4 protein-coding genes are annotated in these 5,200 nt (G+C 43.3%); 1 reads left to right on the forward strand and 3 read right to left on the reverse strand.

The genetic code is table 11. The features are described 5' to 3' along the window. Nucleotides 1–418, reverse strand: a 418-nt coding sequence (locus CXF78_RS09435) for a serine dehydratase beta chain (RefSeq protein WP_308302245.1), incomplete at its 3' end; no start/stop codon positions are given. Nucleotides 419–651: 233 nt separating this feature from the next. On the opposite strand from CXF78_RS09435, the gene nagZ reads away from it, so the two are divergent. Next, the gene (gene nagZ / locus CXF78_RS09440; RefSeq protein ID WP_102036626.1) at nt 652–1,677 is read left to right on the forward strand and encodes a beta-N-acetylhexosaminidase; all 1,026 of its coding nucleotides are present in this window, start codon (nt 652–654) and stop codon (nt 1,675–1,677) included. Between the two features lie 137 nt (nt 1,678–1,814). Here the strand turns inward: nagZ and CXF78_RS09445 are convergent, their stop codons facing one another. Next, nucleotides 1,815–2,807 (reverse strand): peptidoglycan binding protein CsiV, encoded by a 993-nt coding sequence (locus CXF78_RS09445; RefSeq protein ID WP_102036627.1) that lies wholly within the window; start codon nt 2,805–2,807, stop codon nt 1,815–1,817. Next, the coding region (mfd, locus tag CXF78_RS09450; RefSeq protein ID WP_102036628.1) for a transcription-repair coupling factor at nt 2,797–5,200 on the reverse strand (2,404 nt) is incomplete at its 5' end. The genes CXF78_RS09445 and mfd, both read right to left, overlap by 11 nt.

Here is a 5,200-nt window from a genome sequence, read left to right on the forward strand (position 1 = left end):
GGTATATGCATTCGCCTTTAGATAATGCGTATAAGGTCATGGCATTAGCATGTGCCGGCAAGGTTTTGCGTCTATGATAAGTTACCCCAGACTCGCGAGTAAATTTAACCTGACGTCCGTCTGCTAAGGTGAGTTTTTGAGTCGTAGACACGGCGTCTAAAATGGCATCAATCCCATCGGTATCTACGGTTTCTGGGTCTTCACCCATTAGCCCTAAAATGACCGCTTTACCGGTACCATGGCCTTTGCCTGTTTGACCTAAAGATCCAAATAATTCTGTTTGTAACTCGTCGGTATCCGCTAATAAATTATTATCAGCGACATGCTGTATAAAAGTTTTACCTGCCTTCATAGGACCCACTGTATGTGAGCTAGATGGACCGATACCAATTTTGAACATGTCAAATACACTAATCATGTTGTTTAACCCTTGCTGAGTCGTTTATTGTTTTCATTATAAGTGAGTATAATCGTCAAAAGTAATGTTGGCGGTTTATCTCCTATTCTTGGTAGAGTATCCCACACATTAATCAATGACTGTTCATTAGATTTTTTGATGCATTATTCTCACATTAGCCAGCCTTATACTTGATGCATAATGTGACTTGATTAACCTGACGTGATAGTCAGCTTTATAGATAAGGGAAAGATTTGAGCTATTTAATGATGGATCTTGCAGGTTTAACTGTATCTGCAACAGAAACTGCGCAATTACAGCATCCGCAGGTAGGTGGCATTATATTGTTTAGCCGCAACTGTGAAAATAAAAATCAATTAATTGAATTGGTTAAAAGTGTTCGCAGTATTCGCCCTGAATTATTAATTGCGGTCGATCATGAAGGTGGCCGAGTTCAACGTTTTCGTGAAGGTTTTAGTTTAATACCTGCCATGGGTGATATTTTACCTGCTGCTAAAGGTGATTTAACATTAGCTAAACAATGGGCGAAAGAGTGTGGTTTTTTAATGGCTCTTGAGTTGTTAGCGTGCGATATTGATTTAAGTTTTGCGCCTGTGTTAGACGTAAATGGTATAAGTGAAGTGATCGGTAAACGCAGTTTTAGCGCAGATCCTGATGAAGTCAGTGCATTAGCGCAGCAGTTTATCATTGGCATGAATGAGGCCGGAATGGCCGCGGTAGGAAAACATTTCCCTGGTCATGGCAGTGTTGCTGCCGACTCACATATTGCCATGCCAGTTGATCCACGCACTAAAGAGCAAGTGGAAGCTTTTGATATGCAGCCATTTAAGCACTTGATAGGTTCTCAGCGGCTACAAGGTGTGATGCCAGCGCATGTGGTTTATTCAAATATTGACCCTAATCCCGCAGGCTTTTCATCTTACTGGCTACAAACTATTTTACGTCAACAATTAGGTTTTGATGGGGTGATTTTTTCTGACGATTTAGGCATGAAGGGGGCCAGCTTTGCAGGTAACTACCTTGGCCGTGCTAAGGCGGCGTTAGATGCTGGCTGTGATATGATTTTGGTCTGTAATGATCCTGCTGGCGTTAATGCTTTATTAACCGAGTTTGATTGGCCGGCTGCAGAGCCTACACATACTGCATTATCGCTAAAAGGTAATACTTCACAATCCTTGCTGGCTCTTGAACAGCAAACACGTTGGCAAGCTGCTCAGCAATTGGCGATGGACATCACTCGCATTGTTCAATCGTTGTAAATTGTTTAAATAACCACTGCTCGAGTTAAGGGATGTATTAATTCTCCAGAGTTGAGGTTATCGAGTAAATGAGCTATGCCATTAAGCAAAAAACCGGATCAATTGATCCGGTTTTTTAGTATTAAGCTATCGAGCTGTTAACCAGTATAGGGTGCTGGTTGGCTAGTGGTAGCACGCTCGGTTAAATCAATTGGTTTAACATTAGTAGGTTGGGCCATTTTACGAATTTGCATCACGACACCCAGCTGCGGGTGATCAAAGTAGTGGATCTCACCACTTCGCACACGGCGATTCTGAATAAGGGGGATGCTTTCTAAATAAGGTGCTAGTTGCTTTTTACCTTCAATGTCTAGAGCCGCATATTCATTAAACTCTAAAGGACTTGATTCAAGCATCTTTTGAGTCGGTTTACGCAAAGCCAGATTATTTTCAATATACAGGTAATGGCTGAGATAAATGTTTATCGAGCCATCTAACTCCCATACAGGGCCTATTTTTGGCGCTTCATAAAAGTTACCTAAAGCACCAAATTCTGTGCTTGGCATGGCTTCTGTTTGAGTTGGCTTTTTGACAGCTAAACCATGATATTCAAAACTTTTTGAAAAATCCTTTCCGCCAAATATTCGCACAGGCTTAGCGCGTCTGCGCGACTGCATATTTTGTTGCCAGGTTAAATGCACTAGGCTTTTAACATAAGGTTCGCGGCTAATGGTTCTCATTAAGTCATTAAACTTACCCTGGCTTTGAGCCAGCAGTAATGGACCTTGACCTAAATAAGCGGTTTGCGGCTTGTTGGCTCCGATATTAAACGGAACCTCGCTTGGATGAGCCGCGATACTGTTACTGATTTTTGGGTCATTACAGTTACTTGAGCCATTGGTCCAGTCGGTTGAAGTACAACCATTTAAGCCAACGGCTACTCCGGTTATGTCGGTACTGATCACTGGAGTAATGATATCCACCGTGTCTTTACTGAGTTTGGGCGGTGTAGCATTTAGCCATTTTTCAACTGACGGTTGTTGGCGTTCAAATACAAACACTTCAACTTCAAACCATGATTCTGCATGGGCTGAAAAGCTGTGGGATAGCGCTGTGATAGCGGCGATAGAAATCGCAAGTTTACGAAGCACTATTTGTCTCCAAAATTTGATGTTTAGCGAACTGTCCAAGCAGGGTGTTGATTAACTCAAGACGCTCTTTGCTTGTCTCAGCAGGAATGTTGAACTTTAACTTATTTGGCCCGTCCATTCGATAGATTTGTGGTTGGTTTTGCAACAAACCAATAATAAACATCGGATCGACGTGATTTTCTTGACCAAATTCGACACTGCCACCCTTGGCATGCATTTCAATTTTATGAATACCTAACGCGGTTGCTTGATGTTTATACAGAGTAATCGCCATCAAATTACGGGTTGGCACAGGTAACATACCAAATCGGTCAATAAATTCGACTTTAAGTTCATCGAGCATGGTGTCGGTTTCGCAGTTAGCGATACGTTTATATAATGATAAGCGCATATTAACATCACTGACGTAATCTTCTGGTAATAATGCCGGAATGCGTAAATCAATTTCTGCTTTGGCACTCATCATATAGGCTAAAGAAGGCTCTTTTCCTTCTTTGAGGGCTTTTACGGCAGATTCCAGCATTTCCATGTATAAGCTAAAACCAATTTTTGAGATATGGCCACTTTGTTCGTCGCCAAGCAATTCACCCGCACCGCGAATTTCTAAATCCTGAGTGGCGAGTAAAAAACCTGCGCCAAGATCTTCTAGGGCTTCAATGGCTGCAAGACGCTTACGGGCATCTGGGGTCATGCGTTTAGGATGTGGCGTCATCATATAAGCATAGGCTTGATGATGCGATCGTCCAACACGGCCGCGAAGCTGGTGCAATTGTGCTAAACCAAACATATCGGCTCGGTCGATAATGATGGTATTGGCACTAGGCACATCGATACCGGTTTCGATAATGGTAGTACATACCAACACGTTAAAACGTTGGTGATAAAAGTCGGACATGACTTTTTCAAGATCGCGTTCACGCATTTGCCCATGGGCGGTTATGACGCGGGCTTCTGGCAGTAAATCGCGAATATTTTGCGCCGTTTTTTCAATGGTCTCAACATTATTATGCAGATAATACACTTGGCCACCACGCAAAATTTCACGCAAAATAGCTTCTCGTGCCGTGGCTTTGTCATATTCACGCACAAAGGTTTTTACTGCCAAACGTTTAGCTGGAGGGGTAGCGATAATCGATAAATCTCGCATACCTGACATAGCCATGTTCAATGTCCGCGGAATCGGTGTGGCGGTGAGGGTTAAAATGTCGACATTGGCACGTAATGCTTTAATTTTTTCTTTTTGACGCACACCAAAGCGGTGTTCTTCGTCGATGACTAATAACCCGAGGTTATCGAAGTTAGCTTCTGAAGACAGTAACTTATGGGTACCGATAACGATATCGACTTTACCTTCAGACAGTTGTTCGACAACACTGCTTTGCTCTTTAGCGGTTCTAAAGCGTGACATCACTTCAATAACGATAGGCCAATCAGCGAAACGGTCTTTAAAGTTTTCGTAGTGTTGCTGGGCAAGTAGGGTAGTCGGCACTAACACCACCACTTGTTTACCGGCATTCACGGCAACAAATGCTGCTCGCATGGCCACTTCTGTTTTGCCAAAACCTACGTCACCACAGACTAAGCGATCCATTGCGCGTGGTGCTTGCATGTCTTCAAGTACTGCGTGAATGGCACTTTCTTGGTCGACGGTTTCTTCAAAGGGAAAACCTTGACTGAATTGGGCGTATTCTTCTTCATCAATACTCATTGCATCGCCAGGGCGAGCTTGACGACGGGCATAGACATCCAACAATTCTGCGGCCACATCACGAATACGTTCGATGGCTTTTTTCTTGGCCTTAGCCCAGGTTTCGTTACCTAACTTATTGAGGTGAGTATTACCATCGCCGCTGGCATTGTAGCGACTGATAAGATGCAGTGACGACACTGGCACATACAACTTGTCACCACCTGAATATTCCAGTTTTAAGTATTCTGCAACCAAACCGCCAGTATCGAGCGTTTCTAATCCTTGGTATAACGCAACACCGTGCTCTAAGTGGACAATAGGTTGACCGACTTTAAGTTCAGCTAGGTTTTTAACTAAAACATCGGTGCTAACTTGCTTTTGCTTTTCGCGGCGACGTTGCTGCGAAATACGCTGACCAAACAGTTCGGTTTCACAAATGATGCTCACGGCACCTTTTGCCGTGTCGGTTAGCACACAGCCTCGCGCTAAAGGTGACACGATTAAACCGATATTGTCTTTGGCTGCTAGGTAGTCGTTAAGATGAGCAAACTGTTTGGGTTTAATGTCAATTTTGGCAAACAAGTCTAACAGGGCTTCGCGGCGGCCTTCGGATTCGGCACTAAACACTAATTTTGGATGCTGCTGACAATACTCTTGTAACGCAATGAGTGGTTGTTTGAGTTTATGGTTAGCATTGATGTCA

It is taken from the genome of Shewanella sp. 11B5, from assembly GCF_002836795.1.
GTDB classification, from domain to species: domain Bacteria; phylum Pseudomonadota; class Gammaproteobacteria; order Enterobacterales; family Shewanellaceae; genus Shewanella; species Shewanella frigidimarina.